The sequence below is a fragment of the Yersinia sp. 2553 StPb PI genome (assembly GCF_052217105.1).
GTDB classification, from domain to species: domain Bacteria; phylum Pseudomonadota; class Gammaproteobacteria; order Enterobacterales; family Enterobacteriaceae; genus Yersinia; species Yersinia enterocolitica_E.
Genome location: NZ_JAZGPX010000002.1, coordinates 367,106 through 381,029 on the forward strand (window position 1 = coordinate 367,106; position 13,924 = coordinate 381,029).

Sequence of the window (13,924 nt, forward strand, 5' to 3'; positions counted from 1 at the left end):
CTCGCAATGAATCGAATTAACCCGAACCCCCGCATGCCGGGGGTTTTTTATCTTTGATGGTGAGCCATGGAATCGATAATTCAGCAAATTAATCAACTAAGAACCTCATTGCGCCATCACGAACATCTTTATCATGTGTTGGATGCCCCTGAGATCCCTGATGCTGAATATGACCGTTTGATGCAGCAATTACGTTCCCTGGAAGCACAACATCCTGAATTGATTACTCATGATTCACCGACACAGCGGGTTGGTGCTGCGCCGCTTGATGCATTTGAACAGGTTAGACACGAAGTGCCGATGTTATCTCTTGATAACGTTTTCGATGAAGAGAGCTACCTGGCTTTTGACAAACGGGTGCATGACCGGCTGAAAACCGCTGAACCGTTGACCTTCTGCTGTGAGCTGAAGCTCGATGGCCTGGCGGTCAGCCTATTGTATGAGAATGGTGAGTTAGTTAGAGCTGCTACCCGTGGTGACGGTACCACGGGTGAAAATATTACCGCGAATGTGCGTACCATCCGTGCCATTCCACTGCGCCTGCATGGGGAGAATATCCCACAGCGGGTGGAAGTTCGCGGTGAAGTCTTTATGCCACAAGCGGGTTTTGAGCAACTTAACGAAGAGGCGCGTCGCAAAGGCGGTAAAATTTTTGCCAATCCACGCAATGCTGCTGCCGGATCGTTACGTCAGCTCGACCCCCGCATCACCGCCAAACGGCCATTAATGTTCTTCTGTTATGGTGTGGGTTTACTCGATGGCGGTGAGCTTGCGCGCAGTCATATTCAGCGCCTGATGCAATTTAAAGCCTGGGGTCTGCCGGTCAGTAATCGAGTGAAGTTATGCACCGGTAGTGATGAGGTCATTGCCTTCTATCGTCAGGTAGAACAGGACCGTGCCAGTTTGGGGTTTGATATTGATGGCGTGGTTATCAAGGTTGATTCACTCGACTTGCAAGAAAGATTGGGGTTTGTAGCACGCGCTCCCCGTTGGGCTACGGCGTTTAAATTTCAGGCGCAGGAACAGATAACTCAAGTTCGCGACGTGGAGTTTCAGGTGGGGCGCACCGGTGCTATCACCCCGGTCGCACGTCTGGAACCGGTGCAGGTGGCTGGCGTGGTTGTCAGTAATGCGACACTGCATAACGCCGATGAAATTGAGCGTCTTGGTATACGCATTGGTGATACCGTTATTATTCGCCGCGCTGGAGATGTGATCCCGCAAGTGGTTGGTGTGGTGATGGAACAACGCCCGCAGGATGCCAAAGAGATAGTTTTCCCGGAGCACTGCCCGGTATGTGGTTCTGATATCGAGCGGGTAGAAGGTGAGGCGGTTGCCCGCTGCACCGGTGGTCTGTTCTGCGCAGCGCAGCGTAAAGAGGCGTTGAAGCATTTTGTTTCCCGCCGGGCGTTGGATGTGGACGGAATGGGTGACAAGATTATCGAGCAACTGGTAGAGAAACAGTATGTCGAGAACCCGGCTGATTTATTTGAGTTGACCGCTGGCAAACTGACCGGTTTAGATCGGATGGGGCCAAAGTCGGCACAAAATCTGATTGCGGCGTTAGAGAAAGCGAAACAAACAACCTTCGCCCGCTTCCTCTATGCCTTGGGTATTCGTGAAGTCGGCGAGGCGACTGCGGCTAATTTAGCGGCTCACTTCTGTAATCTGGAGAATCTGCGCGCGGCAGATATCGAAGCATTAAAAAGTGTGCCGGATGTAGGGGAAGTGGTGGCCAGGCATGTGCGGAATTTCCTCGGTGAAGAACACAATCAGAAAGTGATCGAGGCGCTAGAGCAAGTGATCAGTTGGCCTGAGCCACAGCAAATTGTTGCTGAAGAGATTGATAGCCCCTTTGCTGGGAAAACAGTGGTGTTGACGGGTTCACTGACCATTCTCTCACGGGACGAAGCGAAAGATCGTCTGGCTGCTTTAGGTGCCAAAGTGAGTGGCAGTGTTTCCAAAAAAACGGATCTGGTTATTGCTGGTGAGGCGGCTGGCTCAAAACTGGCGAAAGCGCAGGAGCTTGGGATTACAGTCATTGATGAAGCGGAAATGATTCGTCTGCTGGGTGAATAGTGGTAACGCCAGAGGGCTGTATGGAAAAGAGAATTTGATTGAGATTGCCAATACCCGGATGCCGTTTGGTAAATACCAAGGGCGGGTATTAATCGACTTACCTGAAGAGTACCTGCTCTGGTTCGCCCGCAAAGGGGAATTCCCACCAGGCAAGTTAGGTATGTTGATGGAGCTGACGCTGACCATTAAAATCGAGGGATTGGATGGTTTGGTAAAACCCCTCAAGCGTGGTTGATTTTACTTTCTAAAACAGGGCGATAGCCGTTATGTTGCCATCGCCCTATCACTGTTTAACCGAATATCAATGTTATTAAATATAAACGTCAATCTGGTTCTGTGCGGAAGGGCGGTTTACTCCATCACCGGCGGGCGCAGTTGCCGCATTGTTGTCACCTTCTTTGGTTTTATCCGCTTCCTTGGCCTGAATACGGGCAAGCTCAGCTTGCAGCGCTGCAATTTGACTCTGAATCTGTTGCTGCTGCTTTTGTAATTCATCTGCAGTCAAACCGGAATCTTTTAAGGTACTTAATTTTTCGGTCAGTTTTTGGATCTGCTGATTAATGGATTTAATTTGTGCCGCCGCACTGCTGTCAGAAGAGCTACTGCTGCTCACTGACACGGATGCTGCAGAGATAGTATTCGACATCATTATTCCTTAGTAAAACCTGGATGGAGTAATGCTTATCGACGGGAGGATATTAACCTTTAACTTTTGAGGGCTGCTTTACACAATCTTATCACTTGCTTATCACTTGGTTGTTTTTTTAAACGCTACCACACGGTTCTGAAACGTTAAATTACCAAACGTAGTTCAGGCCAATGTTGCAGCCAACCTTTGCTATTTACCCGTTGGTAGTAGGTATCGACCTCACCGTTTTTCGGGTTCAAGGTGATCGTTCGGGTAAACAGTGCGCCCAAACCCAGTGGAGCCACCAGCTCAATATCGCCGCTCGCATTGAGCCTGGCACCGATTGCTGTTTCTACTTCAACCCAGTAGCTAATAGCATCGTCGGTACTGGTATAAGGTTGGCGACCCCTATACAGGTGCATTCTGGCTTGATTTTTTACTGACCAGGGGAAGGAGAGATGCTGAGCCGCACTCTTTTGCTGTAGCTGCGCTTCTCGCTGTAAGTCATGCTGCTCGTGGGCATGTTGCTTATCGAAATAGACTAAATCGATATCATTGAGCGCGGTCGCTAACGGGTACCCGTGCAATTGATCCCACACCAGATTACGCACAAATCCTGCCGCCAGACACCACTGCTTTAACCCGAGCTCTCGGGCAATCGACAAAGCCTGCATACGATGAGGGTCAGCCTGTAGCCATTGAATGATTTGTTGCTGCTGATTCATGCCTATTTCCACCGTAATCAATACCTTTGATTAGTTCGCAGGATAACAGAGATAAATGACAAAGAGTGAGGGAGGCTTGCGCGAGAAAGCAAAAAACCGGCCATAAGCCGGTTTTTTAAAGAGTGGTGGAGCTAGACGGGATCGAACCGTCGACCTCTTGCATGCCATGCAAGCGCTCTCCCAGCTGAGCTATAGCCCCACAAATGTGGTTGTTCGTACTGACTTATCTATGATGCCACCCTTTTCTGGCCTGATGATGCAATCAAACAAGAAAATTTGGTGGAGCTAGACGGGATCGAACCGTCGACCTCTTGCATGCCATGCAAGCGCTCTCCCAGCTGAGCTATAGCCCCAATGTGCACATAATAAATCGTGTGAACGGGGCGCATGATATGAAACCACTGAAACAGTGTCAACGGCTAATTCGATTTCTCGCGTTAAGCGCTGAAAAAGCCGCCAAATCAGCGGGTAAATAGCATTAAATATTAAATGTCGCTCACACTATCTAACGAATAATAATAAAAAGGCGGCCTGAATAGCCGCCTGATTGAACGCACAATAACCGTATTATTGTTGTGCTTCGCGCTCGCTGATAAAGGCTAATGCTTTATCAATACGTGCCAGTGAGCGTGCCTGACCGATAGCATGGACAGTGACATCCATTCCTGGCGATTGACCCGCACCAGTGACTGCGACACGCAGCGGCATCCCCACTTTACCCATACCTACACCTAACTCATCAGCCGTGCCCTGAATCGCGTTGTGAACGTTTTCAGTGGTCCAGGCGTTGATGGCGGCGAGTTTGGCTTTAACTGCTTCAAGTGGCTGGCGGGCTACTGGGCGCAAATGTTTTTTAGCCGCATCAGCATCGAACTCGTCAAACTCTTCGTAAAAGTAACGGCAGGACTCGGCCATCTCTTTCAGCGTTTTGCAGCGCTCACCTAGCAGTTTTACGATTTCAACTAACTCAGGGCCATTACGGGTATCAAGCCCCAGTTGTTCAACATGCCATGACAGGTGAACAGCAACATGCTCTGGTGGCAGGCTATTGATATAGTGATGATTCAACCACTGTAATTTTTCAGTATTGAATGCACTGGCTGACTTACTGACTGCATCGAGGGTAAACAGCTCGGTCATCTCGGCCACAGAGAAAATCTCCTGATCACCATGAGACCAACCCAAACGCACCAAATAGTTCAGTAGTGCCTCTGGCAGATAGCCGTCATCGCGGTATTGCATAACACCAACAGCCCCGTGGCGTTTCGACAGTTTTTTACCGTCATCACCCAGAATCATTGATACATGAGCATACTCAGGCACTGGCGCGCCTAATGCTTTCAGAATATTAATCTGGCGCGGTGTATTGTTGATATGGTCTTCACCACGGATAACATGGGTGATTTCCATATCCCAGTCATCGATGACGACACAGAAGTTATAGGTTGGTGAACCATCGGTACGGCGGATGATTAAGTCATCCAGTTCCTGATTGCTGAATTCAATAGGGCCACGGATTTTGTCGTCGAAAATGACTGAACCTTCCTGCGGGTTGCGAAAACGTACCACTGATGGCTCATCAGCGCCATGAGTGCACTGGCTATCGCGGCAACGACCATCGTAGCGAGGTTTCTCGCCATTGGCCATTTGGGTTTCACGCAACTCTTCCAGGCGCTCTTTAGAACAATAGCAGCGATAAGCGGTGCCCTTTTCCAACATTTGGTCAATCACCGCATTGTAGCGATCGAACCGTTTGGTTTGAAAATACGGGCCTTCATCCCAATCCAGATTCAACCAGTTCATACCGTCCATAATAGCGTCGATGGCTTCCTGAGTTGAGCGCTCAAGATCGGTATCTTCAATGCGCAGAACAAATTCACCACCTAAATGACGGGTGAACAGCCAGGAATACAATGCGGTGCGTGCGCCACCTACATGGAGATAGCCGGTAGGACTGGGTGCAAAACGGGTTTTGATCTTCATTGGAATCGATGCCTTATTACGCTACGCCGGTCAGCAAAAGCTGACAGTTGCTCGAAATTTGAAAAAGTAGGCGACATTCTACCACCCTGTAGTAATTCCTCAACGATGTTACCGGTATGCAATTGATGATATCCCTGTCATCTTTCAAATTGCAGGTGTGTTGGCCGCACTCACTCACCCGAATCACATCCTTGGGTAAGCTCATCGGGTTCATTTGTTTGCCGCCGTCCTGCACCTTGAAATATTTTGGGGATCATTTAATAAAGGTTCATAGCGGCGATAAATATCGCATCCTGTTTAAATTTGCGGCGAACGATTGTTTTCGTTTTAAAAACCGTTGACTCACTTCGAACTATCCCTATAATGCGACTCCAACAACACGGCGGGGCGATTAGCTCAGTTGGTAGAGCATCTCCTTTACACGGAGGGGGTCATCAGTTCGAATCTGGTATCGCCCACCAAACTCGACGTGTTATGCAATAAATGAGATAGATGAGGGCGATTAGCTCAGTTGGTAGAGCATCTCCTTTACACGGAGGGGGTCATCAGTTCGAATCTGGTATCGCCCACCACTCATCACTCATTGTTAAAAGTATTAAGATTCAAGGTAGTAGAAGTGGGCGATTAGCTCAGTTGGTAGAGCATCTCCTTTACACGGAGGGGGTCATCAGTTCGAATCTGGTATCGCCCACCACTTCTTTTACTTCGTATTACCATATAATGGGTCGTTAGCTCAGTTGGCAGAATAGTTACTTTTAATCAATTGGTTAAAGGTTCGAGCCGAGCGAAGCGAGACAGCAACGCGTAAGCGTTGACCCGAAGGGCGAATCCGCAGGATGAGTAATCCCGCATGACTCGTGTTAAAAATGTCGAATAAATCTATATAATGGGTCGTTAGCTCAGTTGGTAGAGCAGTTGACTTTTAATCAATTGGTCGCAGGTTCGAATCCCGCACGACCCACCATTATATCAAGTACCGTATTAACTTCCCCAGATTTAAAAACTCAAAAACTACACGAAATCGTGTGGGTGAGACCCTGCGTTCAGGTTCGAGCCGAGCGAAGCGAGACAGCAACGCGGGAGCGTTGACCCGAAGGGCGAGGTCAGAGACCGAGTAATCCCGCACGACCCACCATTATATTTACTACCTGACTTAGAACGTCATCTATTGCTTATTAACGGGCATATCACATCAGTCGCGGCATTAAACTTACCCACTAAAGTTGTCCAGCCTTTGATTACTCAAAGAGTCATCATCCGTGTAAATAGTCCGGGTATGAATCGCAGGTATAAAAAAAGGCGCCGTAGCGCCTCTTTAGAGATTTTTTTCTGATACTTAGAGTACCAGGCCCGCAATAGAGGCGGACAGCACACTGACCAGCGTAGAGCCGTATAACAGCTTCAAGCCAAAGCGTGAAACCACATTCCCTTGGTGCTCATTCAAACCTTTAATCGCACCGGCTACGATACCAATAGAGGAGAAGTTAGCGAATGAAACCAGGAACACTGACAGAATACCCACGCTGCGTGGCGACAGTTCTGATGCCACTTTCTGCAAGTCCATCATTGCCACGAATTCGTTAGATACCAGTTTGGTTGCCATGATGCCACCAACTTGTAAGGCTTCATGAGTCGGTACGCCCATCACCCAGGCAAACGGGAAGAAGACATAGCCCAAGATACCCTGGAAGCTGATACCGAACAGCAAGCTAAATAAGGCATTCATCGCAGAAATTAACGCGATAAAACCAATCAGCATGGCTGCAACGATGATAGCAACTTTGAAACCGGCCAGAATGTACTCACCCAGCATTTCAAAGAAGCTTTGGCCTTCGTGCAAGTTGCTTAGTTGCAACTCTTCCTCGTCCTCTGCTTTATACGGGTTGATCAATGACAACACGATAAAGGTACTGAACATGTTAAGTACCAGCGCCGCAACCACAAACTTCGCGTCCAGCATTGACATATATGCACCCACGATTGACATAGAAACTGTCGACATCGCAGTTGCTGCCATGGTGTACATGCGTTTTTCAGACATTTTGCCCAAAATGTCTTTATAGGCGATGAAGTTTTCAGATTGACCCAGAATCAGTGAGCTGACGGCGTTGAATGATTCCAGCTTACCCATGCCGTTAACTTTAGACAGCAAAGTACCAATGATACGAATAACGACGGGGAGAACTTTGATATATTGCAGAATACCAATCAGAGCAGAAATAAAGACGATAGGGCACAGCACTCTCAGGAAGAAGAACGCCAAACCTTTATCACCCATATTGCCAAAGACAAAGTCGGTACCGTTGGCGGCAAATCCAAGCAACTTGTCGAATAAACCGGCGAATCCTTTCACAAAACCCAATCCAGCTTCCGAATGGAGGAAGAAGTACGCCAACAACACTTCAATTACCAGCAATTGAATAACAAACCGAATGCGGATGCTTTTACGATCCTTACAGATCGCCAGAGCTAATATGGCCACCACGACTAAGGCCAACGCAAACTGCAGAATATGGGACATGTGTGCTCCAAATTTGAGGCAGGCTAGATTTCGGTGGACATTTTATGTAACGGCTACATTAAAAACGAGATGTAGGCAGCAAATATAGAAATTCACTTGCACTAATGCAAACGAATTAGTGGAGTGGATCACAAAAAATAGGATGTTAATAATTTGCTACGGAAGTAGTTTAAATATGCTAGGTTGAACAATTGTAGTCATTCGTTACGAAAAGGGCGATGGAACATTTAACCCAACTTTTCAGAAAGCTACCACGGGTGATTGCTACACGGCTGATTATACGGTGTTAGCTATCAGAGAGATAAGTTCTACCACGCCAAGTGCGCTTGATAATTATTATCATTTAGATATTATTATTGATAAGAAAGTAGACGTAAGTTTTCAAGGGTAATACTGAATGCTGAATAGCCGTACTGTCGATACATCCCGCCGTACATCAAGGAGGATAAAACTCTCCCTGATGGGGCCTGCTTTTATCGCGGCCATCGGTTATATCGACCCCGGTAACTTCGCAACCAATATTCAGGCGGGGGCCTCTTTCGGTTATACCTTATTGTGGGTGGTGGTTTGGGCCAACATCATGGCTATGTTGATCCAATTACTGTCCGCTAAACTCGGTATTGCCACTGGTAAAAATCTGGCTGAGCATATCCGTGATCGTTTTCCACGGCCTGCGGTATGGGCCTACTGGGTACAAGCCGAAATGATCGCCATGGCCACGGATCTGGCCGAGTTTATTGGGGCGGCAATCGGGTTTAAATTACTGCTAGGTGTGACCCTGCTTGAAGGTGCTGTCCTGACCGGCATTGCCACTTTCCTGATTCTTATGCTGCAAAAGCGTGGGCAAAAACCTCTCGAACTGGTTATCGGTGGGTTGCTGTTATTTGTAGCGGCGGCTTATATTGTAGAACTTATTTTCTCCCGACCAGAACTGGCGGCGTTGGGTCGCGGTATGTTGGTTCCTGACTTGCCTAACCGTGACGCGGTGTTTCTAGCGGCCGGGGTATTAGGTGCCACGATTATGCCGCATGTTATTTATCTGCATTCATCCTTGACGCAAACGGCGGGAGAAAACTCCAAGGCATCCCGTTATGCTGCGACTAAATTGGATGTGGCGATTGCCATGACAATTGCCGGTTTTGTGAATCTGGCTATGATGGCAACGGCGGCGGCGGCTTTCCATTTCAATGGTTATGGCAGTATTGCTGAAATCGAGCAAGCGTACCTCACACTACAACCCCTGTTAGGTAATGCCGCAGCCACTATTTTTGGTTTGAGTCTGGTTGCCGCTGGGTTGTCATCGACAGTGGTGGGGACCTTGGCAGGGCAGGTCGTCATGCAAGGCTTTGTCCGGTTTTATATCCCTATCTGGGTGCGACGCTCGGTCACGATGTTGCCTTCCTTTATTGTCATTCTGGCGGGTATGGATGCAACACGGATCTTGGTGATGAGCCAGGTACTGCTGAGTTTTGGTATTGCGTTGGCGTTAGTTCCATTGCTGGTCTTTACTGGCAATAAAGAATTGATGGGAGAGATGGTTAACTCAAAATTGATTCAGATTTTGGGGAAGATGATTGTGTTAGTGGTGGTTGGATTAAATGCTTATCTGTTGATTAGCTTGCTCTAACTTCTTCATACTGGCGGGATCGATAGCCAATCATCCGCCAGAAGCTTTTTTAATTAGTCATCATCATGATGGCGGTCATGCCCTTTCCCTCGATGATGTTTCTTGCCGTGGTTGTCATAATGTTTATCGTGTTTCTGATAGCGCCCTTCACGGTAATAATAGTTCTTTTGCCACCAGTCTCTGTTTTGCCAGCGGTGCCCATCCCAGTAATGTCCATGGCGATTTCGTTCGCCTAAATCCTGCCCCTGATGATCCTGCCACCATCGTTGATCGCGCCAGTCATAACCATCCCAATAATTGCCACGGCGATCTTGCTCACCGATCTGCAATGAAACACTGGGGAGTAGCTCAATACTTTCGGCATTTGCCATAGGAACGAGAGGAAACCAGGCTAATATCGTTACTAATAACAGTGGTCTTAACGCAATAGGTCTAAATATCGTTGGTTTCAAAACATCCACTTTTGACATGATTTATCCTTGCGCAGCTTTATTGGCTATGGCCTATCTTAAACTGCGGTTCGGCAACTGTGATTCAGATAAAACTGTAAAATAAAAAATTGAGATTTATCTGTAATAATGATGGATTAGGGGCACCGGAGTGCCCCTGTTGGGGACTTTGGAGAGAGCGTTTACACCAGAATATCTTCAATACGTTTGATTTCTTCGGTGCTGAAATCAGTGTTGGCTAGCATACCAACCGCGTCGTCAATCTGGCTGATTTTGCTGGCACCAATCAGTGCTGAAGTCACCCGCCCGCCACGTAATACCCAGGCTAAAGACATCTGTGACAACTTCTGACCGCGTTCGTGGGCCAATGCGTTCAACTGGCGCACCTTGGCCAGTTTTTCTGCGGTAAGCTGCTCGGGATTAAGGAATTTACTGCCACTGGCAGCCCTTGAGTCCTGCGGAATACCCGCCAAATAGCGATCCGTCAATACGCCGCCTGCCAGCGGAGAAAAGGCAATAGATCCTACGCCATACTCATCCAAAGTATCTTGCAGCCCGGTTTCAATCCAGCGTTCGAACATAGAGTATTTAGGCTGATGAATCAGGCAAGGCGTACCGAGATTTGCCAGAATTTCACAGGCCTGACGGGCTTGCGCCGCTGGATAGTTGGACAACCCGATATACAACGCTTTACCTTGGCGCACCAGCAGGTCCAATGCGGCCATGGTTTCTTCCAATGGTGTATTAGGATCCGGGCGATGGTGGTAGAAAATATCTACATAATCTAGCCCCATACGTTGTAGGCTTTGGTTGATACTGGCTACCAGATATTTCTTCGAACCCCAGTCACCATAAGGGCCGGGCCACATGGTGTATCCCGCTTTGGAAGAGATAATCAGTTCATCACGATAGGGGCGCAGGTCTTGTTGCAGGATGCGGCCAAAGTTCAGCTCGGCTGAACCGGGCGGCGGGCCATAGTTATTGGCTAAATCAAAATGGGTGATACCACTATCGAAAGCGCGATGCACTAAATTGCGGCTATTTTCGTACAGCGTGCTGTCACCAAAGTTATGCCACAGGCCAAGAGAAATTGCCGGAAGCATTAATCCACTACGACCACAACGATGATACTTCATCTCTTGATAACGGGAGGAAGCTGCCTGATAGACCATGATGACCCTTATTAACGAGAGTAAACGACAGTTTAGTGTATGCGTTTTCACCGACGACGTAAGCTAACGGGATCACAAGATAAGGCGGAGAAAGGGATGTCAGAAAATAATTACAGTGGTAGCTAATTAGGCATCTGGTTTATCGATACCATTACGACCGGTTAATTGGTCTAACAACCAATAGCCCGCTGGCCCCGGTGGGCTTTTTTTCGACCAAACCGCATCAATAGAGATCATTTTAGGCCAACCAATGGTGGGCAACGCGACCAGTTTTTGACGGCTGTATTGCTCCACCAGCCAGCGTGGCAAAATCGCCCAGCCGAAGCCTTGCTCCGCCATTTCTAACAACATTAAGTAGCTGGGGGCAGACCACATTAGCCCTTGCGACTGGTTGCGCTCAGTACGATTGTAAGTATTGAGGCAAAGTTGCCGGGCGGTAGCCAGTTGTTCGGGGTGAACCTGAGGGAGCTTTGCCAGCGCATGACCCTGCTGCACGAATATCGCCATTTCAGTCTGTGCGGCTAATCGGCTGGCCGCAATATCCGGTGGATAGTACGACTGAACTTCTACTACACCGATATGCGCTCGCCGTAGTTGCAGCAGGTCAATGACGTCGCCCTCTTCGGCAATCAGGCACTCAAATTCGATATCAGGGTAACGCTGCTCAAAGCGACGTAGTAAGTCCTCATGATGTGTTGGTTGATAAGTATCAGAAAGGACAAAAGTCAGTCGGGTTTCAACCTGACCTGCCAGACGTATTGATAGATTATCCAGCCGTTCGCTGGCCGCCAGAATTTCCTGCACATGGGATAGCACCCGGCGACCATGGTCAGTTAATACCGGTTGGCGCGCCTGGCGGTCAAATAAGGTCAAACCCAGATCGGCTTCCAGATTGGCGATGGCGGTGCTGATAGTTGATTGGCTTTTGCGTAGCTTACGGGCTGCCGCGGAGAAGGACCCAAGGGCTGCGGCTTCAACAAATGCAATTAAGGCTTCGGGAGAATAATGCATAAACTATCTATTTTATCGATGGGTTCTATTTTTAATCTATCTTAAAAAACGATGATAATCACCTCTAACAATCTGTCATCAGTTAATTTAAGTAGGTGTTTTATGCAAGTTCATCACCGATCTCTCTTGGAGCGGATTATTCATGCCGTTGGGTTTGAAGTGATTGCCGTTGCCATTTGTGCGCCCGTCGGCGCATGGTTACTGGATCGCTCCATACTGCAAATGGGAACATTGGCCTTGATCCTCTCCTCAGTGGCAATGCTGTGGAATATTGTTTACAACAGTCTGTTCGACCACTTCTGGCCAGTCAGTCGGGTAGCAAAGACTCTGCTCGTGCGGGTACTCCATGCGCTGGGCTTCGAGGGTGGTTTTATCCTGATAGGCTTACCTATCGCGGCTTTCACGTTGGGTGTTTCGCTATTACAGGCATTTATGTTGGAGATCGGTTTCTTCTTGTTCTTCCTGCCTTACACCGTATGTTACAACTGGGCCTATGACAGCCTGCGGATGCGGGTTATCCGCTCGCGCCAGCTTGCGACATTGCAGCCGGTTTCTGAGGAAGGGCGCAATTCACGCTAAATATTTACGTCATTTTTCACCTTCAGCAGCGGTATTTTGCTGTTGCTGAAACGTTTTTATGTGATCTTTATCGCAAAGCGAAAGGGTTTAGCGCATTGATATTGTTGTTTCTCCAGCCTGATTTTACAGTGGACATAGTTGAAGTTAAGCATCCCTGTAACGGAGAAGTTTCTGATGACAAGCTATGCCCTGGTGGGTGACGTTGGCGGCACTAATGCCCGTTTGGCGCTTTGCGCTGTGGCGACGGGCGAAATATCACAAGCAAAAACATATTCAGGGTTGGAATTCGACAGTCTGGAAGATGTCATTAAGCAATATCTGTCAGAGCATACAGTCACCGTAAAGGATGCCTGTATCGCTATTGCTTGCCCGATTACCGGGGATTGGGTGGCGATGACCAATCATACTTGGGCATTTTCTATTGCAGCTATGCAGCAAAGCCTGGGGTTGGATCATCTGGAGGTGATCAACGATTTTACGGCAGTATCGATGGCGATTCCGGTGTTGTCCGAACAGGATGTGTTGCAATTTGGTGGCACAACGCCTCAAGCGGGTAAACCAGTGGCGGTTTATGGTGCAGGTACTGGGCTGGGTGTGGCCCATTTAGTTAATGTGGGCCGCCGTTGGATTAGCTTACCGGGAGAGGGCGGTCATGTGGACTTCGCCCCGAACAGCGAAGAAGAAGACTCTATTTTGGCGGTATTGCGTCAGGAACTGGGCCATGTCTCTGCCGAGCGAGTACTTTCCGGGCCGGGGTTGGTTAATTTATACCGAGCTATCGTGATTTCTGATGCACGCCTACCGGAACATCTGGCACCGAAAGATATTACTGAACGCGCTCTGGCGGATAGCTGTACTGACTGCCGCCGCGCCTTATCACTGTTTTGTGTGATTATGGGCCGTTTTGGCGGCAATCTGGCATTGAATCTCAGCACTTTTGGCGGCGTTTATATTGCTGGCGGTATCGTGCCACGCTTTATGGATTTCTTTACAGCTTCGGGCTTTCGCAGTGCTTTTGAAGATAAAGGCCGTTTCAAAGATTTCCTGCAAGATATTCCTGTTTATATGATTACCCATCAGCAACCGGGTTTGCTGGGGGCGGGCGCTTACTTGCGTCAGACATTAGGACATGAATTATAAGGTTTTTATT

Annotated in this window: 12 protein-coding genes, 6 tRNA genes and 2 other RNA genes; 11 read left to right on the forward strand and 9 right to left on the reverse strand. The window is 48.4% G+C overall.

Annotated features, from left to right (window positions below; genetic code table 11):
• Positions 1-66 precede the first annotated feature (66 nt).
• Together ligA and V2A84_RS02785 are read left to right on the forward strand one after the other, a co-directional pair.
• Positions 67-2,079, forward strand: coding sequence for an NAD-dependent DNA ligase LigA (gene ligA, locus V2A84_RS02780; protein WP_083163443.1), 2,013 nt, complete (start codon positions 67-69; stop codon positions 2,077-2,079).
• A 16-nt stretch (positions 2,080-2,095) separates the two neighbouring features.
• Positions 2,096-2,314 carry a DUF3820 family protein gene (locus tag V2A84_RS02785; protein WP_442849109.1) on the forward strand — a complete coding sequence of 73 codons (219 nt, stop codon included), beginning with the start codon at positions 2,096-2,098 and terminating at the stop codon, positions 2,312-2,314.
• Between the two features lie 75 nt (positions 2,315-2,389).
• Here the strand turns inward: V2A84_RS02785 and V2A84_RS02790 are convergent, their stop codons facing one another.
• The 5 genes from V2A84_RS02790 to gltX form a co-directional block, all read right to left on the reverse strand.
• The gene (locus V2A84_RS02790) at positions 2,390-2,725 is read right to left on the reverse strand and encodes a FlxA-like family protein (RefSeq protein ID WP_083163444.1); all 336 of its coding nucleotides are present in this window, start codon (positions 2,723-2,725) and stop codon (positions 2,390-2,392) included.
• A 146-nt stretch (positions 2,726-2,871) separates the two neighbouring features.
• Positions 2,872-3,432, reverse strand: coding sequence for a nucleotidyltransferase family protein (locus tag V2A84_RS02795; protein WP_083163446.1), 561 nt, complete (start codon positions 3,430-3,432; stop codon positions 2,872-2,874).
• Positions 3,433-3,555: 123 nt separating this feature from the next.
• Positions 3,556-3,631: transfer RNA gene (locus tag V2A84_RS02800), tRNA-Ala, on the reverse strand.
• A gap of 78 nt (positions 3,632-3,709) precedes the next feature.
• Positions 3,710-3,785, reverse strand: a tRNA-Ala gene (locus tag V2A84_RS02805).
• A gap of 214 nt (positions 3,786-3,999) precedes the next feature.
• Complete coding sequence (gene gltX / locus V2A84_RS02810; RefSeq protein WP_083163449.1) at positions 4,000-5,415, reverse strand: glutamate--tRNA ligase; 1,416 nt, start codon at positions 5,413-5,415, stop codon at positions 4,000-4,002.
• Between the two features lie 385 nt (positions 5,416-5,800).
• On the opposite strand from gltX, the gene V2A84_RS02815 reads away from it, so the two are divergent.
• The 6 genes from V2A84_RS02815 (at position 5,801) to V2A84_RS02840 (ending at position 6,550) form a co-directional block, all read left to right on the forward strand.
• Positions 5,801-5,876: transfer RNA gene (locus tag V2A84_RS02815), tRNA-Val, on the forward strand.
• 35 nt (positions 5,877-5,911) lie between these two features.
• Positions 5,912-5,987, forward strand: a tRNA-Val gene (locus V2A84_RS02820).
• A gap of 46 nt (positions 5,988-6,033) precedes the next feature.
• Positions 6,034-6,109: transfer RNA gene (locus V2A84_RS02825), tRNA-Val, on the forward strand.
• A gap of 59 nt (positions 6,110-6,168) precedes the next feature.
• Positions 6,169-6,260, forward strand: a non-coding RNA gene (locus V2A84_RS02830) — RtT sRNA.
• A gap of 43 nt (positions 6,261-6,303) precedes the next feature.
• A tRNA-Lys gene (locus V2A84_RS02835) sits at positions 6,304-6,379 on the forward strand.
• Positions 6,380-6,424: 45 nt separating this feature from the next.
• Positions 6,425-6,550, forward strand: a non-coding RNA gene (locus tag V2A84_RS02840) — RtT sRNA.
• Between the two features lie 201 nt (positions 6,551-6,751).
• Here V2A84_RS02840 and V2A84_RS02845 read toward each other — a convergent pair.
• Positions 6,752-7,936, reverse strand: coding sequence for a NupC/NupG family nucleoside CNT transporter (locus V2A84_RS02845; protein WP_083163451.1), 1,185 nt, complete (start codon positions 7,934-7,936; stop codon positions 6,752-6,754).
• 397 nt (positions 7,937-8,333) lie between these two features.
• On the opposite strand from V2A84_RS02845, the gene V2A84_RS02850 reads away from it, so the two are divergent.
• Positions 8,334-9,563: an Nramp family divalent metal transporter gene (locus V2A84_RS02850; RefSeq protein ID WP_442848578.1), complete on the forward strand. Its 1,230-nt coding sequence runs from the start codon at positions 8,334-8,336 to the stop codon at positions 9,561-9,563.
• A 53-nt stretch (positions 9,564-9,616) separates the two neighbouring features.
• On the opposite strand, the gene V2A84_RS02855 is transcribed toward V2A84_RS02850, so the two are convergent.
• The 3 genes from V2A84_RS02855 to V2A84_RS02865 all read right to left on the reverse strand — a co-directional run bounded on the left by V2A84_RS02855 (position 9,617) and on the right by V2A84_RS02865 (position 12,195).
• The gene (locus V2A84_RS02855; protein WP_083163457.1) at positions 9,617-10,033 is read right to left on the reverse strand and encodes a DUF2502 domain-containing protein; all 417 of its coding nucleotides are present in this window, start codon (positions 10,031-10,033) and stop codon (positions 9,617-9,619) included.
• Positions 10,034-10,194: 161 nt separating this feature from the next.
• On the reverse strand, positions 10,195-11,184 hold the full coding sequence (locus V2A84_RS02860; protein WP_083163459.1) for an aldo/keto reductase: 990 nt from the start codon (positions 11,182-11,184) through the stop codon (positions 10,195-10,197).
• Positions 11,185-11,310: 126 nt separating this feature from the next.
• A complete protein-coding gene (locus V2A84_RS02865) occupies positions 11,311-12,195 on the reverse strand; it encodes a LysR family transcriptional regulator (RefSeq protein WP_083163462.1) in 885 nt (294 codons plus the stop codon).
• A gap of 102 nt (positions 12,196-12,297) precedes the next feature.
• On the opposite strand from V2A84_RS02865, the gene V2A84_RS02870 reads away from it, so the two are divergent.
• Together V2A84_RS02870 and glk are read left to right on the forward strand one after the other, a co-directional pair.
• Positions 12,298-12,774, forward strand: coding sequence for a multidrug/biocide efflux PACE transporter (locus tag V2A84_RS02870; protein ID WP_083163464.1), 477 nt, complete (start codon positions 12,298-12,300; stop codon positions 12,772-12,774).
• Positions 12,775-12,948: 174 nt separating this feature from the next.
• Complete coding sequence (glk, locus tag V2A84_RS02875) at positions 12,949-13,914, forward strand: glucokinase (RefSeq protein WP_372569426.1); 966 nt, start codon at positions 12,949-12,951, stop codon at positions 13,912-13,914.
• Positions 13,915-13,924: the final 10 nt, after the last annotated feature.

Bases quoted from the DNA above. Each gene is read 5' to 3' on its own strand.
- V2A84_RS02795 (WP_083163446.1), bottom strand. From the start codon at position 3,432: ATGAATCAGCAGCAACAAATCATTCAATGGCTACAGGCTGACCCTCAT.
- V2A84_RS02845 (WP_083163451.1), bottom strand. From the start codon at position 7,936: ATGTCCCATATTCTGCAGTTTGCGTTGGCCTTAGTCGTGGTGGCCATA.
- glk (WP_372569426.1), top strand. From the start codon at position 12,949: ATGACAAGCTATGCCCTGGTGGGTGACGTTGGCGGCACTAATGCCCGT.
- V2A84_RS02865 (WP_083163462.1), bottom strand. From the start codon at position 12,195: ATGCATTATTCTCCCGAAGCCTTAATTGCATTTGTTGAAGCCGCAGCC.
- V2A84_RS02860 (WP_083163459.1), bottom strand. From the start codon at position 11,184: ATGGTCTATCAGGCAGCTTCCTCCCGTTATCAAGAGATGAAGTATCAT.
- V2A84_RS02850 (WP_442848578.1), top strand. From the start codon at position 8,334: ATGCTGAATAGCCGTACTGTCGATACATCCCGCCGTACATCAAGGAGG.
- V2A84_RS02870 (WP_083163464.1), top strand. From the start codon at position 12,298: ATGCAAGTTCATCACCGATCTCTCTTGGAGCGGATTATTCATGCCGTT.
- gltX (WP_083163449.1), bottom strand. From the start codon at position 5,415: ATGAAGATCAAAACCCGTTTTGCACCCAGTCCTACCGGCTATCTCCAT.
- V2A84_RS02790 (WP_083163444.1), bottom strand. From the start codon at position 2,725: ATGTCGAATACTATCTCTGCAGCATCCGTGTCAGTGAGCAGCAGTAGC.
- ligA (WP_083163443.1), top strand. From the start codon at position 67: ATGGAATCGATAATTCAGCAAATTAATCAACTAAGAACCTCATTGCGC.
- V2A84_RS02855 (WP_083163457.1), bottom strand. From the start codon at position 10,033: ATGTCAAAAGTGGATGTTTTGAAACCAACGATATTTAGACCTATTGCG.